Genomic DNA, 26,422 nt, shown 5'->3' on the forward strand with positions numbered 1-26,422 from the left:
CGCATCGAGCGAAGTCGAGATGCCCATCGGGCTGGGCGCTATGCCGCGGGGTGTCTCGACTTCGCTCGACACGAACGGAAAAATAAGCAGTATCCGGGACGAGAAGGGTGTCACGCCGCACCCTCCACCGCGCTCGCCAGCCCAGCCGCCATCTTGGTGATGTCGCCCGCGCCGAGGCAGATGATCATATCGCCCGCGCCGAGGTCGCCCGCCTTGATACTCGCGGCAAGGCTTGCGGCCAGTGCGTCGGCGTCGGCGACGACATTCGCCTGCCGATGCCCGCGGTCGCGCAGGCCCCGCACCAGCGCATCCGACGACACGCCCTCGATCGGGCTTTCACCCGCCGCATAGACCGGCAGCGCCAACACCATGTCGGCGTCGTTAAACGCCTGCTGGAAATCGTCCATATGATCGCGAAGGCGCGTGAAGCGGTGCGGCTGGACGACGGCGACGACGCGCCCCGCCCCCGCGCCTTCACGCGCCGCCGACAGCACCGCGCGAATCTCGACCGGGTGGTGCGCATAATCGTCGATCACGGTGACAACGCCCTCATCGGTCACAATCTCGCCAACCTTGGTGAAGCGCCGCTTGACCCCGGCAAAACCGTTGAAACCCGACACGATCTTTTCGTCCGGCACCCCCATGTGCAGCGCGACCGCGACCGCGGCGAGCGCATTCTGGACATTGTGGCGCCCCGACATCGGCAGATGGATGCCCTCGATCGTCCGGCTGTTCCCGTCGCGGTCGCGCACGACGACGTCGAAGCGGTTGCCGTCGGGGCCGGGGGTCACATTGGTGCCGCGCACGTCGGCCTGGGCAGAAAAGCCATAGGTGATAATCCGCCGGTCGCGGATACGCGGGATGATCGCCTGCACCTCCGGATGGTCGAGGCAGAGCATCGCCGCGCCGTAAAAGGGCACATTTTCGATAAACTCGACGAACGCGTCCTTGATCGCGTCGAAGCTGCCATAATGGTCGAGATGTTCGGGGTCGATATTGGTGACGACCGCGATCGTGCCGTCGAGTCGCAGAAAGCTGCCGTCGCTCTCGTCGGCCTCGACCACCATCCAGTCCGACGCGCCGAGCCGCGCGTTCGAGCCATAATTGTTGATGATGCCGCCGTTGATCACCGTCGGGTCGATCCCGCCGGCATCGAGCAGCGCGGCGACAAGGCTGGTCGTCGTCGTCTTGCCGTGCGTCCCGGCGATGGCGACGGTCGATTTCAGCCGCATCAGTTCGGCGAGCATTTCGGCGCGGCGGACGATCGGGATGCGCTGCGCCAGCGCGGCTTCCACCTCGGGATTGCCGCGTTTCACCGCGGTCGAGGTGACGACGACCGCAACGCCGTCGACATTCTCCGGCGCATGGCCGATCGCGACCTTGATCCCGCGCTTCCTCAGCCCTTCGACGACATAGCTGTCGGCAATGTCGCTGCCCTGTACCCGATAACCCAGATTATGCATCACCTCGGCGATCCCCGACATGCCGATGCCGCCGATGCCGATGAAGTGGATGGTTCCGATGTCGGTCGCGACGCCGCGCATCACTTCGCCTCCCGGCGCGCAGCCGCGATACCCGATGCCGCGCGCGGCAGCGAAGCGCCAACACGGATCACGTCCATCATCGGCGGCGCGGCAAAGGATTCGACGAGATCGGCAAGGTCGCGGGTTGCATCGGGAAGCCCGCAGCTCGCGGCGCGTTCGGCCGCCTCTTCGAGTACGCCGGGTTCGACCGCCATGCGCTGGATATGCTTGGCAACCTCGGCGGGGATGAAATCGGACTGCCGGAACGAAATCGCGCCGCCCGCCTCGACCAGGTCGACGACATTATAGGTCTGGTGATCGTCCATCGCGTGCGGATAGGGCACGAAGATCGCCGGGCGGCCCGCGCAGGCCAGTTCGGCGACGGTCGACGCACCCGCGCGTGCAATCACCATATGCGCCCAACGCAGCCGCTCAGGGAAATCCTTGATGTAAGGCGCACATTCGGCGGCGACACCCAGTTCGGCATATCGGGCGCGCACCGCCTCCAGGTCATCCTCGCGGCACTGCTGAACGACCTGTAGCCGATCGAGCAGCGCGCGTGGCAGCATGGCGATTGCCGCCGGGACGACCTCGCTGAGCACCGTCGCCCCCAAACTTCCCCCGACCACGAGCAGGCGAAAAATGCCATCCTCGAGCAGCGGCGGAAAACCTTCCTCGCGGATCGCGACAATCTCGTCACGCACCGGATTGCCGGTGATATGCATCTTGAGCTCGTGTCCCGCCGGATAGCGCTGGATATGATGATAGGCGACCGCCACCGCATCGACGCGCGGCGCCATCAGCCGGTTGACGCGGCCGAGCACGGCATTCTGCTCGTGGATCACGCGCGGCCGCTTGGTCGCCCCTGCCGCGAGCAGGCTGGGCAGCGACGGGTAGCCGCCGAAGCCGACGACCACCGCCGGGTCGAAGTCGTCGATCAACTCGATCGCCATGCGTCGCCCCTTGCGAATCGCAAGCGCGCCCTTCAGCCAGCCGAGGGGCCCGCCCGATGCGCGCCCGGCGGGCAGGACGTGCGTTTCCAGCTCCGCAGGCGCGCCCGGAATCTTCAGCCCGCGGTCGTCGCTGACCAGCGCGACGCGGTGCCCGCGCGCGATCAACTCGTCGGCCAGCGCATAGGCGGGGAGCATATGCCCGCCGGTGCCGCCGGCGGCGAGGAGGAAGTGGCGCGTTGCGGTCATGCGGGGGCCATCATTTCTTGTTCCAGTTGCGGGTCATCGACACCCGCGCCGCATAGGGGTTTCGCCGGGTCAGCGACAAGAGCAAACCCATGCCGATCGACAAGGCGATGAACGACGAGCCGCCATAGCTGATGAAGGGCAGGGTCATTCCCTTTGACGGAAAGATCTGCGTGTTCACCGCCATGTTGATCACCGCCTGTCCGCCGAACTGCGCGATCAGCCCGGCGACGGCGAGGATCAGGAAGCTGTCCTCTTCATCGAGCAGACGGACAAGGACGCGGACGATGATCGCGAGATAGAGGATCGCGATCGCGATGCAGGCGATCATCCCGAACTCCTCGCCGATCACCGAGAAGATATAGTCGGTGTGCGCTTCGGGCAGCTGGAACTTGGCGAGACCCGCGCCGGGGCCGGTTCCGACCAGCCCGCCCGCGGTGAGCGTCGCATGCGCCTTGTCCACCTGGAAACTGTCGCCTTCGGCGAACAGCCAGATATTGATGCGCTGCTGCGCCACCGGGTAGAAGAAATAGGCAAGGATCAGGAGGGCGACGCCCGAGCCCGCGAGCATCCCCATGATCCGCATCGACAGGCCCGCGACGAGCACGAGCACGAACCAGGTCGCGGCAAAGATCACCGTCTGGCCAAGATCGGGCTGCCCCATCAGCAAGAGCGCGACGACGCCGGTGAGCGCCGCGGCGAGCGGGACGACGGGCAGGCTCTGGTCGTGCAGGCGCAGCGACAGGATCCACGCGAGCGACACCGCGAAAAAGGGCTTGAGGAACTCCGACGGCTGCAACCGGAAAGCGCCGCTGCCGATCCAGCGCTGCGCGCCGTTCACCGACGTGCCCGCCAGCGGCACCAGGAACAGCAGCACCATGAAGGCGATCGTGCCGTAAATGGCGAAACGCCGCGCCTGCGGCTTGGGCAGCATCGACACGGCCAGCATGACAGGCACGCCCACGATTGCCCACATCAACTGGCGATAGAAATAATAGAGCGGGTCGAGCGCCGCGCTGCTGGTCGACAATTTTTGCGCCGCGACCGGCGACGCCGCAGCAACCGCGACCAGTCCGATCGCGATCAGCATCGACACGAGCAGCAACAATACGCGATCGATTTCCCAGAACCACAGGCCAAGCGGGGTGCGGTCGGCGCGGCTGAAGCGCGGGCCGCGGCGTTTGGTCGTGCGCGTGGCGGCGATTACCGGGCGTTCGGCGGTCTCCATATCGTCTCCCCCGCTCATGCGCCCCATCCCCGTCGTATTACCACGACCTCTTCTCTCCCCGCTCGCATCGAGCGAAGTCGAGATGCCCCGAGGGCATATGAGACCGATGGGCGTCTCGACTTCGCTCGACGCGAACGGAAAGAGGCGACCGTCATGCCCCCAGCGCCTCGACCGCTGCGCGGAACGCCTCGCCGCGCGCCTCATAATCCTTGAACTGGTCGAACGACGCGCAGGCGGGCGACAGCAGCACGATGTCGCCGGGCTGGACCGCCGCCGCCGCCTGCGCCACAGCACTCGCCAGGTCGCCCGATCGCTCGATCGCGATGGCGTCGCCGATTTCCGCCGCGAACGGCGCCATCGCCTCGCCGATCAGATAGGCGCGTTTGACATGGCCGAACCACGGCCGGCACGCCGCCAGCCCGTCGCCCTTCGCCTGTCCCCCCGCAATCCAGTGCAAACGCTGGTCCGGCGCCGGCGGAAACGCCGCCAGCGCCGGTGCAGCGGAAGCCGCGTTGGTCGCCTTGCTGTCATTATACCAGCGGGCGCCGCGGGCTTCGCCGACCAATTCCATGCGGTGCGGGAGCGACCGGAAGGTCGCGAGGCCGCGTTCGATTGCTTCGTCGTCCAGCCCCAGCACGCGACACGCGGCGATCGCGCAAACGGCGTTCTGCGCATTGTGGGGGCCTTGCAGCGCGGGCCAGCGCGCCTGATCCACGGGGTCGATGTCCTTCGCCGAAACGCGGTGAAGGCGATGGTTCACCCGGCTTGCGATCATTTTTGAAGGATCGTCGTCGGTCGCGATGATCGCGACCTGATCGCGGTGTTGCAGGCTGAACAGCCGCGCCTTCGATGCGACATAACCCTCGAACCCGTCGTAGCGGTCGAGATGATCGGGGCTGATGTTGGTGAGCACCGCGACGTCGCACGCCAGACTGTGCGCAAGGTCAATCTGAAAGCTCGACAGTTCGAGCACATAGACACCAGCTTCAGGCAGGGGTTCGCGCGTCAGGATCGGCAGACCGATATTGCCGCCCATCAGCACGGGTACGCCCGCGCTTTCAAGCATGTGCGCGATCAGCGCGGTGACGGTGGATTTGCCATTGGTGCCGGTGATGCCGACGACCTTGTGCGGCGGCAGCTCGCTGCGCGCTTCGGCAAACAGCTCGATGTCGCCGATGACGGGGACATGGGCATCGCGCGCGTGCGCGGCGATCGGGTGGCGGTTGAGCGGCACGCCCGGCGATACGACGACGCCCGCAAAGCCGATGAGGTCGATGTCCAGCGGATTGCCGATGTCGGCGCCCAGCGCCATCGCGGCGTCGCGCGCCTCCTCGCGGTCATCCCACGCGGTGACGCCCGCGCCGCTGGCGACAAGCGCCTCGACGGTGGCCAGCCCCGAGCGCGCCAGTCCCAGCACCGCATAGCGGCGACCGGCAAAGGCGCGCGAGGTAATCACCGCAGCTTCAAGGTCGCGAGTCCCGCAAGCGCCAGGACGATCGAGACGATCCAGAAGCGAATGACGACGGTGGATTCGGGCCAGCCGAGCTGCTCGAAATGATGGTGGATCGGCGCCATGCGAAACACGCGCTTGCCGGTGCGCTTGTACCAGAAGACCTGGATGATCACCGACAGCGCCTCGACAACGAACAGCCCGCCGACGAGGACGAGCACAAGTTCATGCTGCGCCGTCACCGCGATCGTCGCCAGCGCACCGCCGAGCGCAAGGCTGCCCGTGTCGCCCATGAACACCGCCGCGGGGGGCGCGTTGAACCACAGGAAGGCGAGGCAGGCGCCGATGATCGCCGCGGCAAATACGGCCAGCTCGCCCGCGCCGGGGACATGCGGGATGCCGAGATAGCCGGCGAACTTCACGTTGCCCGACAGATAGACGATGACAAGGAAGGTCAGGCTGGCGATGATGACCGGGAATGTCGCGAGCCCGTCGAGCCCGTCGGTCAGGTTCACGGCATTGCCGAAACCGACGATCAGCACCATCGCGAAAACATAATAAAAGGGGCCGAGCGGAATCACGATGCCGCTGAAAAAGGGCAGATAGAGGTCGGTGCCCGTGCGCGAGACGATCAGCAACACCGCGACCCCGGCGATGAGGAACTCGACAAGCAGCCGCACCCGCCCCGGAATGCCGCGATGGCTCGATTTGGTCACCTTGTCATAATCGTCGAGGAAACCGACGACCGCAAAGCCCGCGGTGACGAACAGACAGGCCCAGACAAAGCGGTTGGAGAGGTCCATCCAGAGGAGCGCGGAGATCATCAGCGAAATGAGGATCATCAGCCCGCCCATCGTCGGCGTGCCCTTTTTGGCAAGATGGCTTTGCGGGCCGTCGTCGCGGATCGGCTGCCCCTTGCCCTGCCGCATCCGCAGCATCAGGATGAAGCGCGGACCGATCCACAGGCCGAGGATCATCGCGGTCGCAACCGCAGCGCCCGAGCGGAAGCTCAGGTAGCGGATGAGATTGAGCGCCCCCGGAAAGCCAAGCCATTCCGCCAGCCAGTATAACATCAATAATCCCCGTTGATCAGCGCCGTCACGACATGCGACAGGCCGACGCTGTTCGATCCCTTGACGAGCACTGCATCGCCGGGACGGATGAGGCCGCCCAGTCGCGCCGTGGCGTCGGGGTGCGCGGGCACATGCGCGAAATCGATGCGTCCCTCAAGCGCTTTGGCGAGCGGCGCCATCTCTTCGCCGACTAGCAGGGCGAATTGCACGCCTGCTGCGACGAGCGGAGCCGCGAGGCCCGCATGATAGGCCTCGCCGCCCGGTCCAAGCTCCTTCATCGCGCCCAGAATCGCCACCTTACGGTCGGCGGATTCGCCTGCGAGCTGACCGATCGTCGCCGCCATCGAGGCGGGATTGGCATTATAGCTTTCGTCGATGACGAGGATATGCCCGCCGGGCACCGCGATCCGATGGCGCGCGCCGCGTCCGGTGAGGCCCGGCATTTCGGCAAAGGCAAGCCCCGCCGCGGGAAGGTCGCCGCCGACCGCCTTCACCGCCGCCAGCACCGCGAGCGAATTGGCGACCCAATGTGCCCCCGCCTGCGCGATGGTGAAGCAAAGGAGCGCGTCCTGCACCTGGGCGGTGACGAGCGAGCCGCCCTTCCCGTCGGGAAGCCAGTCGACCGCGCGCACGTCGGCGCCCTCGGCCAGCCCGAAGCTGACGATATGCGCCGCATGTTGCTCGGCCTTGGCGCGAAGGCGCGCATAATGCGGGCTGTCGAAGGGGATGATCGCGGTTCCGCCGGGCTCCAGCCCCTCGAAAATCTCGCCCTTTGCGTCGGCAATCGCTTCCTCGCTGCCAAAAAACTCCATGTGCGCGGGCGCGATGGTGGTGACGATGGCGACATGCGGGCGCACGATGCGGGTCAGCGCGGCGAGTTCGCCCGCATGGTTCATCCCCATCTCGAATATGCCGAAATCGGCGGTCGACGGCATCCGCGCGAGGCTCAAGGGAACGCCGACATGATTGTTGTAGCTTTTGACCGAGCGATGCGCCTTGCCGGGCCGGAAGCGGTCGAGCGCCGCGAACAGCGCTTCCTTTGTCCCCGTCTTGCCCGCCGACCCCGTGACGCCGATGATGCGGCCGTGGCTGCGCGCACGCGACGCGGTGCCCAGAGCGTTCAGCGCCGCGGCGCTGTCGGCAACGCGCACATGCGGATGGTCGATCGCCGTTTCGCAGACAATGCCCGCGGCGCCCGCGGCAATCGCCTTGTCGATGAAGCTGTGCCCGTCGGCATTCTCGCCCTTCATCGCGATGAAGAGATCGCCCCTGGTGACTTCGCGCGAATCGAAGGCGACGCCGCTCACGGTGAAATCGGCGCTGGCGATTCCGCCAGTCGCTTGGGCGATGGTGCGCGCGGTCCAGAGCGGGGTGGTCATGCCGCCTCCTCGCGCGCGACGCTCACATCGTCGAAAGGAATGACGCGCATGTCGTCGCCGCGCCCGACGATCTGTCCCTGTTCGTGTCCCTTGCCCGCGATGCAGATGATGTCGTCGGCGCGCGCCGCGGCGATGGCGGCGGCGATGGCGGCGCGGCGGTCGCCGATCACCTGCGCGCCGGGCGCCGCCGCGGCAATCGCGTCGCGAATGACGGCGGGGTCTTCGCCGCGCGGATTGTCGTCGGTGATGATCAGCAGGTCGGCCTTGGCGGCGGCGACCCGTCCCATCTCCGGCCGCTTCGCCTGATCGCGGTCGCCGCCGGCACCAAAGACGAGGATCAGCCGGCCGGTGGCGTGCGGGCGCAGCGCGTCGAGCGCCGCCTCGATTGCATCAGGGGTATGCGCATAATCGACATAGATGGGGGCGCCCGACCGTGCGATGGCGGCCCGTTCGAGCCGCCCGCGCACCGGCTGGAGCCGCGCGAGATTGGCAAGCGTCAGCGCCACGTCGCCGCCCGTCGCGATGACGAGGCCCGCGGCAACGAGCGCGTTCGCCGCCTGATAGGCGCCGATCAGCGGCAGCGTGACCTTGTGCGTGACATCGCCCGCCGCGATGACGAGCAACTGGCCAAGCTGCGTCGGCGTGCGCGACACGAGACGCAGCGCCTCGCCCGCCTGCCCGACCGTCAGTACCCGGACATCGCGAGCGCGCGCCGCCTCGATAACCGCCGCCGAATGGGCATCGTCGGCCCAGACGATGGCCGCGCCGCCCGGCTGGACAACCTCGCGGAACAGCCGCATCTTGGCGGCGAGATAGGCCTCCATCGTCCCGTGATAATCGAGATGGTCGTGGCTGAGGTTGGTGAACGCCGCCGCCTTCACCGGAAGCCCTTCGGTGCGATACTGGTCGAGCCCGTGGCTCGATGCCTCGAACGCCGCGTGCGTCACGCCCTCGACCGCCAGCCCCGACATATTGCTGAGGAAGGTCACGATGTCGGGCGTGGTCAGGCCCGTCGAGGCGCTGTCGACCGACGTGGTGATGCCGAGTGTGCCGATCGACGCGGCGTTGAAGCCCGCCATGCGCCACAATTGGCGCGTCATTTCGACCGTCGATGTCTTGCCGTTGGTGCCCGTCACCGCAACGCAGGTTGCCGGAAAGCGATGAAAAAAGCGCGCGGCGATATGCGCAAAGGCGCGGCGCGGATTGGCGTCGGCGACATGGACCGCACCGTCAACCTTCGCGTCAGGCCGCGCGACGACCGCGACCGCGCCCGCCGCCACCGCGTCGGGAATGAAATCCTCGCCGTTGAACCGTTCACCGACGAAGGCGCCGAAAAGTGTTCCCGGCGCCACTTTGCGATGATCGATGGCAAGCCCGGTGACGACGGGATTGGGCCCCGCCCAGTCGGCATCGTCCAGCAGCGCGGCGAGACGCATCAGGGCGCCTCCTCGTTTCTCCGCAGCAACGGGGTGAGTTCGGACACGTCGACGTCGCGGCTCTGGTCAGGGAAGACGCCAAGCATCGGTCCCGCGCGCGTCACGACCTTGCGCACCACCGGCGCCGCGGTCCAGCCCGCGGTGCGCTGCCCCGAACTATAGGCGTTGCCCTTCGGCTCGTCGATCATCACGATCACGACATAGCGCGGATTGTCCATCGGGAAGGCGGCCGCAAAGGTCGAGACGAGCGAGTGGCGGCGATAACCGCCCGCGCCCGGCTTTTCCGCCGATCCGGTCTTGCCGCCGACGCGGAACCCCGGCGCGTCCGCCTGTTTGCCAGTGCCGTCGGACACGATCAGGCGAAGCAGCTGGCGCATCCGCGCGCTGGTCGCGGCCTTGAATACGCGGCGCCCCTGCGGCGGCGCCCTGTCGCCGAGCTTGAGCAGCGTCGCCGGGCGATAGATGCCGCCGTTGACCAGCGCCGCATAGGCGCTGGCGAGATGCAGCGGCGTCACCGCGATGCCGTGGCCATAGCTGGTCGTCATCGTCGTCACGCGCCCCCAGTGCTTCGGCCACAGCGGGAAGGCGCGCTCTTTCAGCTCGATGTCGGGGCGTTGGTCGAAATGAAGGGCGCGGAACAGTTTTTCCAGCGGCTCGCGGCCCATATCATCGGCAATGCGCGCGGTTGCGATATTCGAGCTTTCGATCAGCGTTTCGGGCACATTGTACCAGCGCCCCGGATGGCTGTCGCGAATGCGGAAACCGGCGATCGGCAGCGGCGCCGACGCATCGTAGCGGCGCGCCATGTTCGTCACCGTCCCATTGTCGATCGCGGCGCCAATCGACAATGGCTTGAAGGTCGAACCCAGCTCGTAAAGATTATAGGTGACGGCATTGCGCCGCGTCGTCGGGTCGCTGCCGGTGAGCTTGTTGGGATTAAAGGTCGGCAGCGACGTCATCGCCGCCACCTCGCCGGTGTGGACGTCGAGGATGACGCCGGCGCCGCCGATCGCCTCCAGATTGGCGACCGCGGCGCCGAGTTCGCTTTCGAGGACACCCTGAACGCGCGCGTCGATCGACAGCGCCAGCGGCTCGCCGCGCGTCGCCTTGTCGATCAGCCGTTGGTCGAACGCGCCCTCGACGCCGGTGACGCCATGCCCTTCGGCATTGGTAAAGCCGAGCACATGCGCCGCAAGCGTCAGCTGCGGGTAAAGCCGCTCCTTTTCGCGCGGGAAATCGAAACCGACATCGCCGATCGCGTTCACCGCCGCCACCTGGTCGGGAAGCGCGCGGCGGCGGATATAGGTTGGCCGCGGCCCCGTCAGCTTCGCGAGCAAATCGGCGCGCGACATGTCGGGAAAAATCCGGTGCAACTCACCCGCCAGATAATTGCGGTCGTTGAGCAGCTTCGATGGCACGACGCGGATCGAATAACCGTCGATCGTCCGCGCCAGCGGCACGCCGTTGCGATCGACGATGTCGGCGCGCGCGGGAATGAAGGCGCCCGCCGATCGCTGCCCCGCAGAGGTGTCGAAGAGCACAAAATAGACAAGCCGCATCGACACAAGGAGAAAAGCCGCCGCGAACAGCAGCATGAGGATCATCAAACGCTGTTGCGCGGTCAGCAGGATCTGCTGCCGCACACCGGCGGTACGCACCCGGGTCGGACGGACGACCAGCGTGTTCATCGGGCGGGCTTGCCTCCTGCCGCTTCGATCGCCGCGTCGCGCTTCAAATCGGCGAGCGTCGATTCGGCGAGCAGCTGGTCCTCGATCATCTTCAATTGCTCGCGGCGGCGCGTCGGCGCCATCCGCGGCAGCGCGTCGCTGCGAACGCCGCTGTCGACCTGCGCCAGCACGACGGGCTTGGCCGCGGCGACCGCGGGTTTGTCGGCAACCGGGCTGGCCTTGGGCGCGGCGGGCACCGCGACGGGTGAGACCATCGCCATCAGCACCGGTGCGACCTCGTTCGCGCCGCGCGCCCGCGGCAGGCGGTCAAGCGAGGCGAGCTGGCGCTCGCTCGCCAGATATTGCCCGGCATCGGGCGCCGAATAGCCAAAGGCCTCGGCATTCCACTGTTCGAGCTGGCGCATCGATGCGCGCACCGCGAGTTCGGATTCAAGGTAGCGGATATTGTCGCGCGCGCGGTCGATCTCGCGCTCGACGCGCGTGAGTTCGCTGCGCGTCGCCGCAACCTTGAGCGACACGGGATAAAGCATCATCGCAAAGAGGAGCACCAGCAGGACCAGACCGATCCCCTGCAGCTTGCGGGCCGCCATCAGCATGACATTGCCTCCTTCATCGAATTGCCCGGCCAGGCCGGCGCCGCGGTGCGCACGGCGCTGCGCAGCGTCGCCGAGCGCGCGCGCGGATTGCGCGCCTCTTCGGCCTTGCCCGGCCGCACCTTGCGCGCCGGGGTTTCAAAGGTTGCGGCGCGCGCGGCGGCGGTCGGCGCGGGCCGGTGGCGCGATCCCGCGGCGTCGCCGCCGCTGCGTTCGCGCAGGAAGTGCTTGACGATCCGGTCCTCGGTGCTGTGAAAGCTGACGACTGCGAGCCGGCCGCCTGGACGCAAGACACGCTCCGCCGCGGCCAAACCCGCGACCAGCTCGTCGAGTTCGCGGTTGATGTGGATGCGGATGGCCTGAAAACTCTTTGTCGCCGGGTCTTTCGGCGCGCCGGGCGGGTGGCGCAGCGCCTTGCGGACAACACTCGCCAGTTCGCTGGTACGCGTCAGCGGGCGCGCCGCGACGATCGCGCGCGCGACGCGCCGCGACTGGCGCTCGTCACCATAATGATAGAGGACATCGGCAATCTCATATTCGTCGGCGCGGTTGAGCCAGTCGGCGGCGCTTTCGCCTTCCTGCGCCATACGCATGTCGAGCGGGCCGTCCTTCTGGAACGAAAAGCCGCGCTCGCCCTGGTCGAGCTGCATTGACGAGACGCCGATGTCGAAGGTGATGCCGTCGACCGCATCGATCCCGCGCTCGGCGAGCAGCCGGTCGATCTCGCCGAAACGGCCGTGGATCAGCGTCAGGCGGCCGTCGGCTTCCGCAACAAGCGCCTCGCCGCCCGCGATCGCGTCGGGGTCGCGGTCGCAGGCAATCACCTCGGCGCCCGCGGCGAGCATCGCGCGCGTATAGCCGCCCGCGCCGAAGGTCGCATCGACATGACGCTCGCCCGGGGCAATGGCGAGCGCGGCGATGACCTCATCAAGCAGGACCGGATCGTGACGGGGATCGCGGGGAAGGTCGGTCACTTTCGCCCCTTCCCTTTCGCGGCATCCCATGAGGCGGCAAGCCGCTGGAGCACCGGGTCGGCCTCGGCGCATTCGGCGAGCGTCGGCAGCCACCAGATTTCGAGACGGCGGCCCGACCCCACAAAGGCCGTCGCGCCGACATCGCCGACGCGGTCGCGGTGGATGAAGCTGGGCAGGAATCGACCACTGTCGTCGAGCGTATAAGGCTCGGTATAGCTGAAGCGTTTCTTGAACTCGCTGTCCTCGTCGAAGTCGAGGTTGCGCAGCCGCGCGGTTTCGCGGTCGCGCTCGATCTCGCCGTTCAGCCGGTCATACTGATCCTGCCCATAGGCGACGAGGCACGGCAGCTTCTCGTGAAACCCGACCCAGAGCACGCGCTGACCGTCCGCATTGAGGGGCACATTGTTGCGGAACTGCGAGGGGACGGCGATGCGCCCCTTGCCATCGATCGCGGCGAAATTGGTGCCCGCATATTGGCCGGGCGTCACAATCGCCATCGCTCTGCCCCCTGCCTCGCGTCACCGGGCATAACTTTCCCGCTTCCGGAATCGCAGGATTCCGGCTGGTTCGTCACGGGTGGAGAATGCCCCTCTCCGATAATCTGAGTATCAACTATAGATCGGGGTGAAAAGGGGTAATTTGGGGCAAGATAGGGAATCTAGCCCCCATCTGCCGCAAAATGCCGTCCGAATTGGGCAAATAACGGTCCTGCAGCGCAAGGATGCAGCGTGAAACGGGGTGCCACGGGCATTTTTGGGGAAAAAGGTGCGACTCAGCCGACCCGCGCGCGAATCCAGATCGGGCGTAGCGTCGCCTGCCCGGCGCCGGGCCACAGCCGCGCCGCGAGCCACTCCATGGTATCAGCCTGTCGCAGATGCTCGGCGCCGGGCGCGAGCGGGCGCCACAAGGGAGCGAACAGCAGGTCCGCGTCGCCGACGAGCCACGCCTCGCCCCTGCCGATCGGGCAATGGGCGACACGATTGTCGACAAAGGCCCGGCATGGTGAAGGAAGCCCGCCGAAACGTCCGGCGCTCGACAGGCGAAGCCGCCTGTGCCCGACGTCGACCGCGATCGCCGCTTCGTCCTCGGCCGGCGCAGCGGCCAGCGCGATGCCCCAATGATCGAGAAGCGGCGTCAGCAGGCTCGTCACCGGCGGATTGCGCGGATCGCCCAGCGGATGGCGCGGCGGCCAGCCCGACAGGGCATCGGCCAGGATGACCGCGCGCCCGCCACCGCGCACAAAGGCGTCGATCGCAACCAGTTCCCGCGGCGCGAGCGCGCGCGGGTGCGCGATGAGCAGCGTCCCGCCCGGCGGCGGCACATGGTCTGTCAAACTGTCGACGAGCAACACCGGCCCCAGACGTTTGAGCCGCGCGAGCGCAGGATCGTCATTCGACCCCTCCGCGATCATCGACGTCAGGCTCTCGCCGCCCTGCCAGCGCAGGGGCAAGCCGGTCAGCATTGTCGCGGCGGGCGTGTCGACAGGCGCGGCCGCAGGCCGATAGAGCACGGCGAGCAGCGCGTGGCCCGCGCCAAACCAGGCGGGGACGACAAGCAGGGCCGCAAGCCATGGCAGCGCGCGAACCGACGGGCGCCACCGGACCAGCGCATCGGCAATGAGCGCCGCAACACCGCCCGTCAGCGCCACCAGCAGCAACTGAAGCGCCGCCGCCGCCCCGGCCAGCGCGAGGGCGAGCGCCGCCTGCACCGCGGCAATCAATGCCAGCGCCAACAGGGTGGTGATTCGCCGGGCGGATGCGGGATCGCGTCGCTGCCACCAGGCGAGCAACAGCATCGGCGGCGCCAGCAGCGGGACCGCCAGCGCCGGATCGATCCGGCCGAGCAGCGCCTGCCCGCCCGCCAACCAGGCGAGCGCGATGGTCAGGATCGCAATCGAGCAAGCGCGCAGAAAAGGCCCGCGCAACCCTGCCGTCACGGCGCCGACTGGCGCGCGCGCTGAAGTTCGGGATCGGGTTCGAGATCGGGAACGGTCGCCGTCGGCGCCATGGCCTGCGGCACCTTTATCGACGGATCGGCATTTTCGTCCTTCGACGACGGCGACACGGGCTGAACGCCCAATTCTTCGAGCGGCGCGCCGCCCGTCTTGTTGTCGCCCGGCATCTTGACGTCGGGGCTCGACGCCTCTTCGGCCGTCACCTGCTCGCGCGCGCGATCGCCGATCAGCCCGGCCATGCCGACAAGCAGCAATACCGTCAGCACCCCGGCGATGCCGATCTGCAGACGGCGCATCGTGTCGTGTACCGGCGGTGGCGACGGCGGCGCGGGTTGTTGCCCCGGCGGCGGGGGCGAACCGCTATCGATACGCATGTTCATCCCTTTGCCTCACCCAGTCCCCTGGCGGCCAGCCACTCGGGGTTGTAAAGCGTCGAGAGATAGCGAAACCCGCTGTCGCACAAAATGGTTGCGATGCGCTTGCCCGGCCCCAATTGCCGCGCCAGCGCCATCGCACCCGCGACGTTGATCCCCGACGAGAGACCAAGGCACAGCCCCTCCTCGTCGAGCAGGCGGCGCACGACCGCGAGACCCTCGGCATCCGAAATGCGGAACTGCGTGTCGATCGGCGCGCCTTCGAGGTTCGCGGTGATGCGATTCTGCCCGATGCCTTCGGCGACGCTCGATCCCTCGGCTTTCAGCTCGCCGCACTGGTAATAATTGTAAAGGCCCGCGCCGTGCGGGTCGGTCAGCGCGATGGTGATGGCGGGATCCCTGGCTTTCAGCCCCAGCCCCGTCCCGGCGATCGTCCCGCCCGTCCCCGCGGCGCAGGTGAAGCCGTCGATCCGCCCCCCCATCTGGGCCCAGATTTCCTCGGCGGTGCCAGAGATATGCGCCTTGCGGTTGGCGATATTGTCGAACTGGTTGGCCCAGATTGCATTGTCGGTTTCCTCGGCGATGCGGCGCGAGGTGTGAACGAAATGGCCGGGGTTGGCAAAGGGCGCGGGCGGCACGAGCACCAGCTCGGCACCCAAGGCCCGGATCGTCGCCATCTTCTCGGCGCTCTGATTGTCGGGCATGACGATGATCGTCTTGTAACCAAGTGCATTGCCGACGAGCGCAAGCCCGATACCGGTGTTGCCCGCCGTGCCCTCGACGATCGTGCCGCCGGGGCGCAGGCTGCCGGTCGCTTCGGCATCGCGGACGATATAGAGCGCCGCGCGATCCTTTACCGATCCGCCGGGATTGGCATATTCGCATTTGCCCCAGATTTCGCAGCCGGTCGCTTCGCTGGGGCCCTTGAGCAGGACGAGCGGCGTGTTGCCGATCAGGTCCAGGCTGGTTCTGGCAATGGTCATGCGTCATGATCTAGGGCGGCGTTCCGGACGCCGCAAGACAGCTTCGCTTGCCTGGCCGATGATCGGCCTTTGTCGACGAACAGCCGTTCGGCGCCGACCAACCGCCGACGGGACGGCTGAACAGGCTTGTCATTGTGACAGTATATCATTACTGGCACTCGGCATCACCCCTAACAGTCAGGATTATGGTCGTCCCATGCGCTTGCTCTCTTCCGCCGGATTCACTCTCGCGCTTGTTCTTTCAGCCCCCGCCATCGCGCAGGGTCGCACCGCGGGCAGCGACGACGATGTGCATACCGGCGGGCCGATCATCGTCACCGCCCCCTATGTCCGCAGCCTCGACATTCTGGGCAATGTGTCGGTGCTCGAGGGCGACGAGCTGGCGCGCGACATCCGCGGCCAGATCGGCGACAGCCTGACGCGACAGGCGGGCGTGTCGGCGACCAGCTTCGCCCCCGGCGCCTCGCGCCCCGTGCTGCGCGGCTTTTCGGGCGAGCGCGTGCGCGTGCTGACCGACGGGATCGGCTCGATCGACGTGTCGAACACCTCGGCCGACCACGCCGTCACCATCGACCCGTTGACCGTCGAGCGCATCGAGATATTGCGCGGTCCCGCGGTGCTGCTGTTCGGCAGCCAGGCGATCGGCGGCGCGGTCAACCTGTTCGACCGCCGCATCCCCCGCAAGGTGCCCGAGGACCATGTCCATATCGACGCGATCGGCGGCTATGCGACCGCGGCCGACGACCGCAACGCCGGTGGTTCGATTGACATCGCCCTGTCGCCGCAGGTCGTCGCGCATTTCGACGGCAGCTGGCGCAAGACCGGCGACATGCGCAGCGGCGGCTTCGTCTATGCCCCCGGACTGCGCGCCGAACTGCTCGACCTGGCCGCCGAAGAGGCCGAAGAAGGCCATGCCGACGAAGCGGCCGAACTCACCGAACAAGCCGGCTCGCGCGGCAAGGTCGCCAACACCGCGAGCGAGACCTGGACGGCGGCGGGCGGTCTGTCGCTCATCAACGACGGCGGCCAGCTCGGCGTTTCGGTGAGCTATTATGACAGCAATTACGGCGTCCCGTCGCGCCCCGGCACCGAGCACCACCACGAAGAGGGTGAAGAGGGCGAGGAAGAGGAAGGCCACGAGCCTGGCGAAGGCGCGGTGACCATCGGCCTCAAGCAATGGCGCGCCGACCTGCGCGGCGAGGTCGAGATGGGCGACGGCTTTTTCGACAAGCTGCGCATCCGCGCGGGCTTCGCCGATTATGAACATACCGAGTTCGAGGGCGACGAGGTCGGCACGATATTCACCAACCAGGGCGTCGAGGGCCGGATCGAGCTGGCCCAGAACGACCGCGGCGGCTGGCGTGGCGCGAGCGGTGTGCAATATAGCCACCGCGACTTCAACGCGATCGGCGCCGAAGCCTTCGTCCCGCGCAATCTCACGGACCAGTTCGCGCTGTTCACCTTGCAGGAATGGCAAACGGGTCCGCTGGGCGTCGAAGCCGCGGCGCGCTTTGAAAGCACCAGCGTCCGCGCGCCGACACTTGGCATCGAACGCGATTTTGATACATTTTCAGGCGCACTCGGCGCCAATTACGAGCTTGCCGAGGGTGTGAAGGTCGGCGTCTCGGTCGCGCGCGCGGTGCGCGCGCCGTCGGCCGAGGAACTTTTCTCGAACGGCCCGCATATCGCGACGCAGGCGTTCGAAGTCGGCGATCCGAACCTCAGGCGCGAGGCAAGCTGGGGGGCGGAGGCTTCGTTCAAGCTGAAAACCGATCGTTTCAACCTCAGCCTGGCGGCCTATTCGAACTGGTTCGACGACTTCATCTATGCGGATGCCACCGGCGAGGAAGAGGATGAGCTTCCCGTTTTCCAGTATTTCCAGCGCGATGCGCGTGTCTGGGGTTTCGAGGCCGAGGCGAGCGCGCGGCTCGCACAGATCGGCGGCTTCAACATCGTCGCCGATGCGACCGCTGATATGACGCGCGCGAAGATCAGGGGCGGGCTCGACCAGCACGCCCCGCGCATCCCGCCGCTGCGCGTGCTCGGCGGGCTGGAAGCGCAAGGCGAGCGGATCGACGCGCGCGCCGAAGTCGAATGGACCGACGACCAGACGCGCATCGCGCCGTTCGAAACGCCGACCAGGGGCTTTACGCTGGTCAATGCGTCGATCAGCTGGCGTCCGCTGCCCGACAGCCGCAACCTGACGCTCAGCCTCGCCGCGAACAATATATTCGACGTCGAGGCGCGGCGCCACGCGAGCTTCACCAAGGATTATGTGCCGCTCGCGGGCCGCGACATCCGTTTGACGGCGCGCGCGAGCTTCTGATGCAACAAGGCCCCGCCCCTGTCACGGCGAGGGCGGGGCCGGGTTCAGAAAGGCAGCAGCTTGCGCTTGTTCCAGTAGATCGAGGTCGCCGCCGCATAGGCGCCGACCTTTTCCCAGACCGCGCCGTCAACCTTTTCGATGTCGACGCCGGCGTCGATATAGGCCTGGACGATCTTCATGACCTGCTCCTCGCTCATTTCCGCCGACAGGTCGGGATTCGTCCCCGCGGGCCCGAAATCGAGCGCGCGGTCGACGACGCCGGGGGCAAGGTCGAGTCTCGCAATGTCGATCGCCAGCCATTCGCGCGAAATCCGGGCGAGGCTGTAATCGAAATAATGCCCCTTCTGTTCGTCGGTGATGCCGTGGCGTGCAACGCAGCCGTCGGTGATCGTCGCCAGTTCTTTGAACATCGCATCGCGCGAGGCCTCGTCGCCGGCGCCCGCCATCGCCGCGCCCAGCATGTCCTTTGTGGCCGCCGGCACCGATGCGACGACACAGTCGAACTTTTCGCCTTCCTGCGCCGATGCGGCGTTCGGCAGCGCCGCCAGCGCGATCGCGGCGCCCATGATCCGGTATTTCCTCATCGGCAATTCCCTTCGCGATTGGCGGCCCCGTCAGGACAGCATGGCCATGCCGCCGTTTACATGCAAAGTCTGTCCGGTAACATAGGCGGCCTCCTTCGACGCGAGATAGACGACGGCGGCAGCGATGTCGCTGCCCTCGCCCATCCGGCCCGCGGGGATGCGCTGGTTGAGCGCTTCCTTCTGCGCGTCGGGCAGATCGTCGGTCATCGCGGTGGCGATAAAGCCCGGCGCGACGCAATTGGCGGTCACCCCGCGGCTCGCCAGTTCCTGCGCCAGCGCCTTGGTCATGCCGGTCACGCCCGCTTTTGATGCCGCATAATTGGCCTGCCCCGGATTACCGGTGGCGCCGACGACGCTGGTAATCGAAATGATCCGCCCGAAGCGCGCTTTCATCATCGGCTTTGCCGCCGCCCGCGCAAGGCGGAAATTGGCCTCCAGGTTGATGCGGATGACGTCCATCCACTCCTCGTCCTTCATGCGCATGATCAGATTGTCGCGCGTCACCCCCGCATTGTTGACGAGAATGTCGAGCTTGCCCCCCAGCGCCTCGACCGCCGCCGGAACGAGCGCATCGACCGCAGCAGCATCGCCAAGGTCACATGGCAGCGCGACATGATCGCCGCCGAGCGTATCGCGAAAGGCGTTCAGCTTGTCAGCATTGGAGCCCGACACCGCAAGCCGCGCGCCCTGTGCTGCGAGTGCCTGCGCGATGGCCGAACCGATGCCGCCGCTCGCGCCCGTGACGAGGGCGGTCATACCGGTGAGATCGAACATTCCTGGTCTCCTGAAACATGAATCTTAAAGCGTTTTGAGCAGTGCCTCGATGTCGTCCATCGAGATCAGGCTGACCGTCTCGACCTCGCCCGATGCGCTGCGCTTGACCATCGGGGATAGCACCTTGCCGCCGAACTCGACGAAGTGCGTGACCCCGACATCCTCCATCGCACCGACGCTCTCACGCCAGCGGACGCGGCCGGTAACTTGCTGGACCAGCAGGTCACGGATCGTGTCGGCATCGCTCACCGGGCTGGCGGTGACATTGGCGACGACGGGGACCAGCGGCGCCGCGGGGGGATTGGCGCCAAGCGCCTCGGCCATCGCGTCGGCGGCGGGCTGCATCAGCGGGCAGTGGAAGGGCGCCGAGACAGGCAACAGCACGCCGCGCTTGATGCCATAGTCCTTGACCAGCGCGACCGCGCGCTCGACCGCGCCCTTGTGGCCCGAGATGACGACCTGCAACGGATCATTGTCGTTGGCGACGGTGCATATCTCGCCCTCCGCCGCCGCATCCGCGAGCCTCTGAGCGGTCTCGATGTCGGCGCCGAGCAGCGCCGCCATCGCGCCGACGCCGACGGGCACGGCCGCCTGCATCGCCTGCCCGCGCGTCTTGAGCAGCCGCGCAGCGGTCGCAAGATCGAACGCCCCCGCGGCGCAGAGCGCACTATATTCACCGAGGCTGTGGCCCGCGACATAGTCGGCCTTGGCCGCAAGCGTCACGCCGCCTTCCTTCTCCAGCACGCGCAAGGTGGCGATCGCGTTCGCCATGATCGCGGGCTGGGCGTTTTCGGTGAGCGTCAGCTGATCCTCCGGCCCTTCGCTCATCAGCCGGAACAGCTTCTGGCCGAGCGCGTCGTCGACCTCCTGGAACACCTCGCGGGCGTGACTCGATGCGTCGGCGAGCGCCCTGCCCATGCCGACCGACTGGCTGCCCTGTCCCGGAAAGATGAATGCGCGCATGACCCTGCCCTTTATCGTCGCCCCCGCGAAGGCGGGGGCCGCTGGAGTTTTGTTCCGCGCCATCGGCGCAGGGCCGACAACGGCCCCCGCCTTCGCGGGGGCGACGGAAAGGCCTCGCGCCTATTCCTTCACCCCGCCCGATGCAAGCCGAAGGGCACGACCTTGTTCGCCGCATCATGGCCGATGTCGGCGCGACCGAGCCAGGGGATGCCGGTGCGCGAGCACCAGCCCTGCGCAATTTCTTCCGCGTCCAGTCCAAAAGGCCGGTCGTTTTCCGGAATGTCGCTAACCCGCCCCAGCCGGAGTCCGGCAAGCCCGCGCGGCGCCAGATAGCTCGTCACATGAAACAGCGCCCGGTCAAAGGCGTATAGATATTCGCTGACCTCCTCGATCAGCAGCACATGCCCAGCCAGATCGGGTTCGAGCGGGGTGCCGAGCAGCATCGACAGCGTCATCAGGTTGAACGCCGCATGGCGCGCGCCATGCTCCAGCCCCGGCTCGCACGCCGCGGGATCGCGCGCGACCAGCCAGTCGAGCGCGCGCGTCACCGCCGCCTCGCCGCCTTCGCGCCGGATATCGGCGACCATCGGTCCGTGCGCGACATGGTCAAAGCCGTCGCGATAGAGCGCCGCCAGCAGATTGCCCTGATCCGAATAGCCGAGGAAGGCTTTGGCGCGGGCTACATCGGCCATCGCCGCGACCGCCTCCTCGGCGATCCGGCACGCACCATAGCCGCCGCGCGCGAACCACAGCGCATCGATGTCGGGACGGTTCGCCATTTCGACGAGCGCGGCAAAACGGTGCCCGTCCTCACCCGCGAAATGGCCATGCATTGCGAAACATTGCGGGTCGAAGATCAGTTCGACGCCGGGGTAGCCGAGACTGGCCAGCGCGCGCACCGCCTCGGCATCGTCGGGCAGGATCGGGGTCGAGGGGGCAACGATGCCAATACGCATTAAAACCTTCTCCCCATGGGAGAAGGATACGCAGCCTTGCCGACTTGCTGGCTAGGCGAAGTTGGATGAGGGTGTCCGCCGTCCGATTTCCACGCCACCCCTGATCCCCTCACCCAGCTACGACCAGGCGCTTCGCACCAAGTCTGCGCAACCCACTCCCGACGGGAGAGGGAGTGTTGCCATTGCTCCTAAGACGCCATATCGCGCCGCGATGGCCGAAAACAAATCCTATTTCTTTTGCGGCATCGGCGGGTCGGGCATGTTGCCGCTCGCGATGATCGTGGCGGCACGCGGCGCAGCGGTCGCGGGCTCGGACCGCAGCCGCGATCAGGGGCGCTCGCCGGACAAGTTCGACTGGATCGAACGCCGCGGCATCGCCCTTTTCCCGCAGGATGGAAGCGGGGTCGCTGCGGGGCAGACGCTCGTGGCCTCGGCTGCCGTCGAGGACAGCGTACCCGACGTCGCCGCCGCCAACACGCTCGGCCTGGCGCGGATGTCGCGCGCCGACCTCAACGCCGCGCTGTTCAACGCCGCGGCGAAGGGGGTCGGCGTCGGCGGGACGAGCGGCAAGTCGACCGTCACGGGGATGATTGGCTGGATCCTTGAGCGCGCGGGCCAGAAGCCGACCGTGATGAACGGCGCAGTGATGCGCAATTTCGCCTCGCCCGATACGCCCTTCGCCAGCGCGCTCGTCGGCGGCGACGCCATCTATGTCAGCGAGGTCGACGAAAGCGACGGATCGATCGCACTCTATGCCCCCGATGTCGCGGTGGTCACCAACATCAGCCTCGACCACAAAAGCCTCGACGAACTGCACCGCCTGTTCGGCGATTTCGCTGCAAAAGCGCGGATCGCCGTCATCAACGCCGACGATCCCGAATCGGCGCCGCTGCTCGCGGGCGCGAATGTCCTGCGCTTCGGCTTCGGCGACAATGCGGCGATCCGCGGCAGCGATTTCGAGCCGCTGCCCAACGGCTGCCGCTTTGCGGTCCATTTTGCGGCCGACAGCCACGACGTCCGGTTGCAGATGCCCGGTCGCCACAATGCAGCCAACGCGCTCGCCGCCATCGCCGCGGCGCGTGCGCTCAACATCCCCGTCGCGCAGTCGGTCGCGGCGCTCGCCGATTTCGCCGGGCTGGCACGGCGTTACGAAGTGCTGGGGCAGGCGGGCGATGTCACGGTGATCGACGATTTCGCCCACAATCCCGACAAGGTCGCCGCAACACTCGCCGCGGTCGCCGAACTGCCCGGCCGCGCGCTGCTGTTTTTCCAGCCGCACGGCTATGGCCCGCTTCGCCAGATGGGCAAGGAACTGGCGACAAGTTTCGCCGCCGGTATGCGCGATGGCGACAGGCTCTATGTCTGCGACCCCGTCTATTTCGGCGGCACCGTCGACCGCAGCATCGGCAGCGAGGCGCTGGTCGCCGACATCGTCGCAGGCGGGGCCGACGCCGTCCACCTGACGACGCGCGCCAACTGCGGCGCCGCGATGCTGGACGAAGCACGGCCAGGCGACCGCATCCTGATCCTCGGCGCACGCGACGATACGCTGACCGCGTTCGGACGGGAACTGCTGGAAAAGCTCACCCGCCACGCTTGATTCTTTCGGGCGAATCTGTATAGGCGCGCTCATTCGGGGCGAGGCTGCGTTGCCATCGCCCCGTTTGCTTTGCACCAATTCCCGCAAAGCCGGACGACAGCCGGAGGGGTTTCGCGATTGGCGCGAAACCAGCGATCGGCCAAATCGAAGGAAGCGCATCATGCCGTTTTACGAGCATGTCTTTATCGCGCGTCAGGACCTGAGCCAGGCTCAGGTCGATGCGCTGGCGGAAACCGTTACGGGCGTCATCGGCGAATATAAGGGCCAGGTCCACAAGACCGAGACCTGGGGCCTCAAGCAGCTCGCCTACAAGATCCAGAAGAACCGCAAGGGTCATTATGTGATGCTCTCGGCCGAAGTGTCGGGCGAAGCGATCGCGGAGATCGAACGTCAGGCGGCGATCAACGAGGACATCATCCGCTGGATGACGATCAAGGTCGACGAACTCGAAAAGGGCCCGTCGGTGATGATGCGCAAGCAGGAACGTCGGGGCGGCCGTGGCGGCCGTGACCGCGACGGCGAAGAATAAGGAACAGCACCATGGCACGACCCTTTTTCCGCCGCCGCAAGACCTGCCCCTTCAGCGCGAAGGACGCACCGGTCATCGATTACAAGGACGTCCGCCTGCTCCAGGGTTACCTGTCCGAGCGCGGCAAGATCGTCCCGTCGCGGATCACCGCGGTGTCCACCAAGAAGCAGCGCGAGCTGGCCAAGGCGATCAAGCGCGCCCGCCACATCGGTCTGCTCCCCTACATTGTGAAGTAAGGAGGGCAGCGTCATGGAAATCATCCTGCTCGAACGAATCGAGAAACTGGGCGGTATCGGCGATGTCGTCACCGTCAAGAACGGCTTTGCCCGCAACTATCTGCTGCCGAACAACAAGGCGCTGCGTGCGAACGAGGCGAACCGCAAGCTGTTCGAAGCGAACCGTGCGAAGATCGAGGCCGACAACGCCGAACGGCGCAGCGAGGCCGAAGGCCGCGCGAAGGACATCGACGGCAAGCAGATCGTCCTGATCCGCCAGGCGTCGAACACCGGCCAGCTTTATGGTTCGGTTTCGGTTCGCGACATCGTCGATGCGCTGGCCGAGGACGGCGTTACCGGCGTGACCAAGTCGATGGTCGAACTCGAACGCCCGATCAAGTCGCTGGGCCTGGTCGACGTCAAGGTCAAGCTGCACCCCGAAGTCGTCGTGACCGTCGGCGTCAACGTCGCGCGCTCGCCCGACGAAGCCGAAATGCAGAGCCAGGGCATCGACGTCATCGCCGCAATGTTCGAGGAGGAGCAGGCCGAAGCCGCCGCCGCCGCGCTCGAACCCGACAGCGAAGAAGAGTTCGAAGCGGCGACCCCGCCGTCGGAACTGGCCGCCGAGGCCAGCGACGAGGACGCGGACGACGCCAAGGAAGCTTAAGTTTCCTGAAAGGCCTTTTGAAAGGGCCGCGTTTTCCGAAAGGGAAGCGCGGCCCTTTTGCTATGGCGCGCGGCGCTTCATGCGCCCGCCGCTGCCACCTCGGCGAACAGCCATGCGCGAAAGCGAAGCATCCCCTCACTCTCGGCGCGCGACATCAGCCGCGTCAGCCAGTAGCGCCCCGTGTCGACCGCGATGGCGAACGGCTGGACAAGCAACTCGGCGGCAAGTTCGCGCGTGAACATCGACGGCGGCGCAAGCGCCACCCCCTGCCCCGCCGCCGCAGCCGCCGCCATCAGCGCCGAGCTGTCGAAGACCGGACCGCGCATTACCGGCGCGGCGATGCCCGCCGCACCGAACCAGAGCGCCCATTCGTCGGCGCGATAGGATCGAAGCAGCCGCTCGGACGCAAGATCGGCGGGCGTCCTGAGCCGCGCCGCGACCACCGGCGCGCAGATCGGCGCCATCGGCGCATCAAGCAAAGGTTCGGCGTGGGTGCCGTGCCATGCGCCGTCGCCGAAGCGGATCGCATAGTCGAGCCCCTCGCCCGCAAGGTCGACCCGGTTGTTGTTTGTCGCAATACGCAGGTCGATCGACGGATGCGCGCGCGAAAAGGCGTCAAGCCGTGGCATCAGCCAGCCGGTCGCAAAGGTGCCGACCACCCCGACCTTCAGTGTCTCGCGAAAGCGGCCATCGGCATATTGGTCAAGCGTTGCGGCGACACGGTCGAACGCCTCCGACACCACGGGGACAAGCGCATGGCCTTCGTCGGTCAGGGCCAGCCCGCGCGGAAGGCGGTGAAACAGCCGCGTGCCAAGGCGGCGCTCGAGCGCGGCGACCTGATGGCTCACCGCCCCCTGGCTGACGCAGAGTTCCAATCCCGCGCGCGTGAAATTGAGATGGCGCGCCGCAGCCTCGAAAGCGCGGAGGGCATTGAGGGGAAGCTGCGCGCGGTCCATGGCTTATCATCAATTATTCTCATGGCTTTGTCGAGAAATGATGCTTTGTCGCACGGAGGGCGAACGGGCATTTTCGATGACGAAAGGAGATGATGATGATCGAAGTAATGAGCCTGTTTCTGTGGCTTGCGGGTGCGGGCGGGACGCCCGTTCCGGCGATCGATCCGCTGACGCAGCCGATCGAGACGTCACGATCGGCGGAATGGCTGGCGCCTGCGGAACCCGAAAAAATCTTTGGCAACACCTATCTTGTCGGCTTCGCGGGGCTGAGCGTCGCACTGATCGACACGGGCGACGGGCTGGTGCTCGTCGACGGCGCGCTGCCGCAGGCGGCGCCCGCAATCCTCGCCAATGTGCGCAAGCTCGGCTTCGACCCGCAAGACATCAAATATATTCTGAGCACCGAACCCCATTTCGACCATGCCGGCGGCCTCGCCGCGCTCGCGCGCGACACCGGCGCGGCGGTGGTCGCAAGCGTGCGCGGCGCCGAGGGGCTGCGCAGCGGCCGCCACGCGGCCGACGACCCGCAGCTCGGCTATGGCGGCAGTTGGCCCGCGGTCGCGAACGTCCGCACGATGAAGGATGGCGAAGTGCTGCGGCTTGGCACGACGGCGATCACCGCCATCGCAACGCCGGGGCACACGATGGGCAGCATGAGCTGGACGTGGCAGGCATGCGAGGGCCGCGTTTGCAAGGCGGTGGTGTTTGCATCGAGCCTCAATCCCGTCTCGGCCGATGGCTATCGCTTCACCTCCCGCGCGGGCAAACCCTTCATCAAAGGCTTTGAGGCAAGTTATCGCAAGATGGATGCGGTGCCGTGCGACATATTGATCTCAGCGCACCCCGACAATGCGGGCAACGGGCGCTACAGCGAAAAAGCCGGCGCCTGCCGCGCCTATGCCGACCGCTCGCGCCGCGCGCTCGCCAGGCGGCTGGCCAGCGAGCGCGTCGAAACACCGAAGTAGCGGACTGCGTCGCCGTTGCTGACGCGCGGCAAAAAT

General features: G+C 66.8%; 25 protein-coding genes. 6 read left to right on the plus strand and 19 right to left on the minus strand.

Features of this window, described 5'->3' with window-relative positions; translation table 11 throughout:
- Nucleotides 1-110: 110 nt before the first annotated feature.
- The 14 genes from murC to SALA_RS09615 all read right to left on the minus strand — a co-directional run bounded on the left by murC (nucleotide 111) and on the right by SALA_RS09615 (nucleotide 15,851).
- A complete protein-coding gene (gene murC, locus SALA_RS09550; RefSeq protein WP_011542170.1) occupies nucleotides 111-1,544 on the minus strand; it encodes a UDP-N-acetylmuramate--L-alanine ligase in 1,434 nt (477 codons plus the stop codon).
- Nucleotides 1,544-2,722 carry an undecaprenyldiphospho-muramoylpentapeptide beta-N-acetylglucosaminyltransferase gene (murG, locus tag SALA_RS09555; RefSeq protein ID WP_011542171.1) on the minus strand — a complete coding sequence of 393 codons (1,179 nt, stop codon included), beginning with the start codon at nucleotides 2,720-2,722 and terminating at the stop codon, nucleotides 1,544-1,546. The genes murC and murG overlap by 1 nt, the downstream gene beginning before the upstream one ends.
- Nucleotides 2,723-2,732: 10 nt before the next feature.
- Nucleotides 2,733-3,974, minus strand: coding sequence for an FtsW/RodA/SpoVE family cell cycle protein (locus tag SALA_RS09560; protein WP_084764718.1), 1,242 nt, complete (start codon nucleotides 3,972-3,974; stop codon nucleotides 2,733-2,735).
- Nucleotides 3,975-4,098: 124 nt separating this feature from the next.
- Nucleotides 4,099-5,403 (minus strand): UDP-N-acetylmuramoyl-L-alanine--D-glutamate ligase, encoded by a 1,305-nt coding sequence (murD, locus tag SALA_RS09565; protein WP_011542173.1) that lies wholly within the window; start codon nucleotides 5,401-5,403, stop codon nucleotides 4,099-4,101.
- On the minus strand, nucleotides 5,400-6,470 hold the full coding sequence (mraY, locus tag SALA_RS09570) for a phospho-N-acetylmuramoyl-pentapeptide-transferase (protein ID WP_011542174.1): 1,071 nt from the start codon (nucleotides 6,468-6,470) through the stop codon (nucleotides 5,400-5,402). Before mraY ends, murD begins: the two co-directional genes overlap by 4 nt.
- Complete coding sequence (gene murF, locus SALA_RS09575; protein WP_011542175.1) at nucleotides 6,470-7,849, minus strand: UDP-N-acetylmuramoyl-tripeptide--D-alanyl-D-alanine ligase; 1,380 nt, start codon at nucleotides 7,847-7,849, stop codon at nucleotides 6,470-6,472. The genes mraY and murF overlap by 1 nt, the downstream gene beginning before the upstream one ends.
- A complete protein-coding gene (locus tag SALA_RS09580; RefSeq protein ID WP_011542176.1) occupies nucleotides 7,846-9,285 on the minus strand; it encodes a UDP-N-acetylmuramoyl-L-alanyl-D-glutamate--2,6-diaminopimelate ligase in 1,440 nt (479 codons plus the stop codon). The genes murF and SALA_RS09580 overlap by 4 nt, the downstream gene beginning before the upstream one ends.
- Nucleotides 9,285-10,973 (minus strand): peptidoglycan D,D-transpeptidase FtsI family protein, encoded by a 1,689-nt coding sequence (locus SALA_RS09585; RefSeq protein ID WP_011542177.1) that lies wholly within the window; start codon nucleotides 10,971-10,973, stop codon nucleotides 9,285-9,287. The genes SALA_RS09580 and SALA_RS09585 overlap by 1 nt, the downstream gene beginning before the upstream one ends.
- Nucleotides 10,970-11,569: a hypothetical protein gene (locus SALA_RS09590; protein WP_153802676.1), complete on the minus strand. Its 600-nt coding sequence runs from the start codon at nucleotides 11,567-11,569 to the stop codon at nucleotides 10,970-10,972. Before SALA_RS09590 ends, SALA_RS09585 begins: the two co-directional genes overlap by 4 nt.
- The gene (rsmH, locus tag SALA_RS09595; protein ID WP_011542179.1) at nucleotides 11,563-12,540 is read right to left on the minus strand and encodes a 16S rRNA (cytosine(1402)-N(4))-methyltransferase RsmH; all 978 of its coding nucleotides are present in this window, start codon (nucleotides 12,538-12,540) and stop codon (nucleotides 11,563-11,565) included. The genes SALA_RS09590 and rsmH overlap by 7 nt, the downstream gene beginning before the upstream one ends.
- The gene (locus SALA_RS09600) at nucleotides 12,537-13,037 is read right to left on the minus strand and encodes a division/cell wall cluster transcriptional repressor MraZ (protein WP_011542180.1); all 501 of its coding nucleotides are present in this window, start codon (nucleotides 13,035-13,037) and stop codon (nucleotides 12,537-12,539) included. The genes rsmH and SALA_RS09600 overlap by 4 nt, the downstream gene beginning before the upstream one ends.
- A 275-nt stretch (nucleotides 13,038-13,312) precedes the next feature.
- A complete protein-coding gene (locus SALA_RS09605) occupies nucleotides 13,313-14,476 on the minus strand; it encodes a Gldg family protein (protein WP_192807412.1) in 1,164 nt (387 codons plus the stop codon).
- Entirely contained in the window at nucleotides 14,473-14,868 is a 396-nt protein-coding gene (locus tag SALA_RS09610; RefSeq protein ID WP_192807413.1) for a hypothetical protein, read from the minus strand. The genes SALA_RS09605 and SALA_RS09610 overlap by 4 nt, the downstream gene beginning before the upstream one ends.
- A gap of 2 nt (nucleotides 14,869-14,870) precedes the next feature.
- Nucleotides 14,871-15,851: a cysteine synthase A gene (locus SALA_RS09615; protein ID WP_011542183.1), complete on the minus strand. Its 981-nt coding sequence runs from the start codon at nucleotides 15,849-15,851 to the stop codon at nucleotides 14,871-14,873.
- A gap of 196 nt (nucleotides 15,852-16,047) precedes the next feature.
- On the opposite strand from SALA_RS09615, the gene SALA_RS17580 reads away from it, so the two are divergent.
- Entirely contained in the window at nucleotides 16,048-18,177 is a 2,130-nt protein-coding gene (locus SALA_RS17580; RefSeq protein WP_011542184.1) for a TonB-dependent receptor, read from the plus strand.
- Between the two features lie 44 nt (nucleotides 18,178-18,221).
- On the opposite strand, the gene SALA_RS09625 is transcribed toward SALA_RS17580, so the two are convergent.
- The 4 genes from SALA_RS09625 to SALA_RS09640 all read right to left on the minus strand — a co-directional run bounded on the left by SALA_RS09625 (nucleotide 18,222) and on the right by SALA_RS09640 (nucleotide 21,454).
- Entirely contained in the window at nucleotides 18,222-18,761 is a 540-nt protein-coding gene (locus tag SALA_RS09625; RefSeq protein WP_011542185.1) for a hypothetical protein, read from the minus strand.
- Between the two features lie 30 nt (nucleotides 18,762-18,791).
- Nucleotides 18,792-19,535 carry a 3-oxoacyl-[acyl-carrier-protein] reductase gene (fabG, locus tag SALA_RS09630; RefSeq protein ID WP_011542186.1) on the minus strand — a complete coding sequence of 248 codons (744 nt, stop codon included), beginning with the start codon at nucleotides 19,533-19,535 and terminating at the stop codon, nucleotides 18,792-18,794.
- A gap of 24 nt (nucleotides 19,536-19,559) precedes the next feature.
- A complete protein-coding gene (gene fabD / locus SALA_RS09635; protein WP_011542187.1) occupies nucleotides 19,560-20,498 on the minus strand; it encodes an ACP S-malonyltransferase in 939 nt (312 codons plus the stop codon).
- 128 nt (nucleotides 20,499-20,626) lie between these two features.
- Complete coding sequence (locus tag SALA_RS09640) at nucleotides 20,627-21,454, minus strand: LD-carboxypeptidase (RefSeq protein WP_011542188.1); 828 nt, start codon at nucleotides 21,452-21,454, stop codon at nucleotides 20,627-20,629.
- Between the two features lie 211 nt (nucleotides 21,455-21,665).
- Here SALA_RS09640 and SALA_RS09645 point away from each other — a divergent pair, with 211 nt between their 5' ends.
- The 4 genes from SALA_RS09645 (at nucleotide 21,666) to rplI (ending at nucleotide 24,465) form a co-directional block, all read left to right on the plus strand.
- Nucleotides 21,666-23,054, plus strand: a complete 1,389-nt coding sequence (locus SALA_RS09645) for a Mur ligase family protein (protein ID WP_011542189.1) — start codon at nucleotides 21,666-21,668, stop codon at nucleotides 23,052-23,054.
- Nucleotides 23,055-23,214: 160 nt separating this feature from the next.
- The gene (rpsF, locus tag SALA_RS09650; protein ID WP_011542190.1) at nucleotides 23,215-23,583 is read left to right on the plus strand and encodes a 30S ribosomal protein S6; all 369 of its coding nucleotides are present in this window, start codon (nucleotides 23,215-23,217) and stop codon (nucleotides 23,581-23,583) included.
- 11 nt (nucleotides 23,584-23,594) lie between these two features.
- Nucleotides 23,595-23,819, plus strand: coding sequence for a 30S ribosomal protein S18 (gene rpsR, locus SALA_RS09655; protein ID WP_003040094.1), 225 nt, complete (start codon nucleotides 23,595-23,597; stop codon nucleotides 23,817-23,819).
- 13 nt (nucleotides 23,820-23,832) lie between these two features.
- On the plus strand, nucleotides 23,833-24,465 hold the full coding sequence (gene rplI / locus SALA_RS09660; protein ID WP_011542191.1) for a 50S ribosomal protein L9: 633 nt from the start codon (nucleotides 23,833-23,835) through the stop codon (nucleotides 24,463-24,465).
- Between the two features lie 77 nt (nucleotides 24,466-24,542).
- On the opposite strand, the gene SALA_RS09665 is transcribed toward rplI, so the two are convergent.
- Complete coding sequence (locus SALA_RS09665) at nucleotides 24,543-25,421, minus strand: LysR family transcriptional regulator (RefSeq protein ID WP_011542192.1); 879 nt, start codon at nucleotides 25,419-25,421, stop codon at nucleotides 24,543-24,545.
- A gap of 95 nt (nucleotides 25,422-25,516) precedes the next feature.
- On the opposite strand from SALA_RS09665, the gene bla reads away from it, so the two are divergent.
- Nucleotides 25,517-26,386: a subclass B3 metallo-beta-lactamase gene (bla, locus tag SALA_RS09670; RefSeq protein ID WP_011542193.1), complete on the plus strand. Its 870-nt coding sequence runs from the start codon at nucleotides 25,517-25,519 to the stop codon at nucleotides 26,384-26,386.
- Nucleotides 26,387-26,422 lie beyond the last annotated feature (36 nt).

This window comes from Sphingopyxis alaskensis RB2256 (assembly GCF_000013985.1).
Lineage (GTDB): Bacteria > Pseudomonadota > Alphaproteobacteria > Sphingomonadales > Sphingomonadaceae > Sphingopyxis > Sphingopyxis alaskensis.

Excerpts from the sequence above, each read along its gene's own strand:
- SALA_RS17580 (WP_011542184.1), top strand. The coding sequence starts at position 16,048 with ATGCGCTTGCTCTCTTCCGCCGGATTCACTCTCGCGCTTGTTCTTTCA.
- rpsR (WP_003040094.1), top strand. The coding sequence starts at position 23,595 with ATGGCACGACCCTTTTTCCGCCGCCGCAAGACCTGCCCCTTCAGCGCG.
- SALA_RS09600 (WP_011542180.1), bottom strand. The coding sequence starts at position 13,037 with ATGGCGATTGTGACGCCCGGCCAATATGCGGGCACCAATTTCGCCGCG.
- rpsF (WP_011542190.1), top strand. The coding sequence starts at position 23,215 with ATGCCGTTTTACGAGCATGTCTTTATCGCGCGTCAGGACCTGAGCCAG.
- rplI (WP_011542191.1), top strand. The coding sequence starts at position 23,833 with ATGGAAATCATCCTGCTCGAACGAATCGAGAAACTGGGCGGTATCGGC.
- SALA_RS09560 (WP_084764718.1), bottom strand. The coding sequence starts at position 3,974 with ATGGGGCGCATGAGCGGGGGAGACGATATGGAGACCGCCGAACGCCCG.
- SALA_RS09665 (WP_011542192.1), bottom strand. The coding sequence starts at position 25,421 with ATGGACCGCGCGCAGCTTCCCCTCAATGCCCTCCGCGCTTTCGAGGCT.
- SALA_RS09625 (WP_011542185.1), bottom strand. The coding sequence starts at position 18,761 with ATGAGGAAATACCGGATCATGGGCGCCGCGATCGCGCTGGCGGCGCTG.
- murC (WP_011542170.1), bottom strand. The coding sequence starts at position 1,544 with ATGCGCGGCGTCGCGACCGACATCGGAACCATCCACTTCATCGGCATC.
- SALA_RS09645 (WP_011542189.1), top strand. The coding sequence starts at position 21,666 with ATGGCCGAAAACAAATCCTATTTCTTTTGCGGCATCGGCGGGTCGGGC.
- SALA_RS09580 (WP_011542176.1), bottom strand. The coding sequence starts at position 9,285 with ATGCGTCTCGCCGCGCTGCTGGACGATGCCGACTGGGCGGGGCCCAAT.
- fabG (WP_011542186.1), bottom strand. The coding sequence starts at position 19,535 with ATGTTCGATCTCACCGGTATGACCGCCCTCGTCACGGGCGCGAGCGGC.
- SALA_RS09615 (WP_011542183.1), bottom strand. The coding sequence starts at position 15,851 with ATGACCATTGCCAGAACCAGCCTGGACCTGATCGGCAACACGCCGCTC.
- murG (WP_011542171.1), bottom strand. The coding sequence starts at position 2,722 with ATGACCGCAACGCGCCACTTCCTCCTCGCCGCCGGCGGCACCGGCGGG.
- SALA_RS09585 (WP_011542177.1), bottom strand. The coding sequence starts at position 10,973 with ATGAACACGCTGGTCGTCCGTCCGACCCGGGTGCGTACCGCCGGTGTG.
- bla (WP_011542193.1), top strand. The coding sequence starts at position 25,517 with ATGATCGAAGTAATGAGCCTGTTTCTGTGGCTTGCGGGTGCGGGCGGG.
- SALA_RS09610 (WP_192807413.1), bottom strand. The coding sequence starts at position 14,868 with ATGCGTATCGATAGCGGTTCGCCCCCGCCGCCGGGGCAACAACCCGCG.
- mraY (WP_011542174.1), bottom strand. The coding sequence starts at position 6,470 with ATGTTATACTGGCTGGCGGAATGGCTTGGCTTTCCGGGGGCGCTCAAT.
- fabD (WP_011542187.1), bottom strand. The coding sequence starts at position 20,498 with ATGCGCGCATTCATCTTTCCGGGACAGGGCAGCCAGTCGGTCGGCATG.
- murF (WP_011542175.1), bottom strand. The coding sequence starts at position 7,849 with ATGACCACCCCGCTCTGGACCGCGCGCACCATCGCCCAAGCGACTGGC.
- SALA_RS09590 (WP_153802676.1), bottom strand. The coding sequence starts at position 11,569 with ATGCTGATGGCGGCCCGCAAGCTGCAGGGGATCGGTCTGGTCCTGCTG.
- SALA_RS09640 (WP_011542188.1), bottom strand. The coding sequence starts at position 21,454 with ATGCGTATTGGCATCGTTGCCCCCTCGACCCCGATCCTGCCCGACGAT.